This window comes from Mycobacterium sp. ZZG, assembly GCF_054786995.1.
On record NZ_JBTBFV010000165.1, the window covers coordinates 1 to 1,147 of the forward strand.

Sequence of the window (1,147 nt, forward strand, 5' to 3'; positions counted from 1 at the left end):
CTTGAGCTGGGGTGATGTCTCCGCTTAGTGCCCCTGCTAGGCACTAATTTGGGTCAGTAGGCTGCCTGGATGGTGTGGATTCGGCGGGTGCGCACGGCCTCGGGCGCGACCGCGGTCCAGATCGCCGAATCCGTCGATGGCCGCCGCCGGATCGTGCGCCATGTGGGCTCTGCGCGTGATGACGCCGAGCTGGGTCTGCTGCTCGAGGAGGCCCGCCGGCTGTTGGCCGATGACACCCAAGGCGAGTTGGATCTGGGGATCACGCCGAAAGCCGTTCGGGCCCATATGGTTCCACCGCCAGCTGGCATGCTGTTCACCGAGGATGCTGGAGAATCCGCAGTACGGGAGTTGGTGGTGCGGCCGCGGGTGCTCAAGAGCTGCAGCGGGCTGCTGTATGACGCCCTGGCGCAGGTGTATGCCAGCCTGGGGTTCGACGACGCGGTCGGCGATGAGGTCTTCCGTGACCTGGTCATCGCCCGGGTGGTCGAGCCGACCAGCCTGCTCGACGCCGATCGGGTCCTCGCCGAGCTGGGACGTACCTCAGCGTCACTGTCGACCCGCAAGCGCACCCTGCGCCGTGCCCGCGGTGGTGGTTACCGCGACCAGATCGCCGCAGCGTGTTTCGCCCACGCCCGCACCGCCGGTGATGTCAGCCTGGTGCTTTACGACGTCACGACCCTGTATTTCGAGGCCGACAAGGAAGACGACCTACGCCGCGTGGGGTACTCCAAGGAACGCCGAGTGGACCCGCAGATCGTGGTCGGGCTGCTGGTCGATCGGTGCGGATTCCCCTTGGAAATCGGCTGTTTCGAAGGAAACAAGGCCGAAACTCTGACGATCGTGCCGATCGTGAAGGCATTCCAAGCCCGCCACGAGATCACCGACATTGTCGTCGTCGCTGATGCGGGCATGCTGGCCAGCGGCAATCTGCGCGAACTTGATGAGGCAGGGTTGCGGTTCATCGTCGGATCGAGGGTTACCAAAGCGCCCAACGATCTGGCCTCGCACTTCCATTGGCACGGCGACTTCTTCACCGATGGCCAGATCATCGACACCATCACCCCACGCGATCGACGCGGCACCGCGACCAAGACCAGCGACCCCAAGCGCAAAGCCGAGCCCGTCTGGGATCCGGCGACCCACACCA

The 1,147-nt window shown here is 65.0% G+C and carries 1 protein-coding gene; it reads left to right on the forward strand.

Annotation, left to right across the window (positions count from 1 at the left end):
• Nucleotides 1-69: 69 nt before the first annotated feature.
• On the forward strand, nucleotides 70-1,147 hold a 1,078-nt coding region (locus tag ACXMYJ_RS29155), incomplete at its 3' end, for an IS1634 family transposase (RefSeq protein ID WP_460359551.1).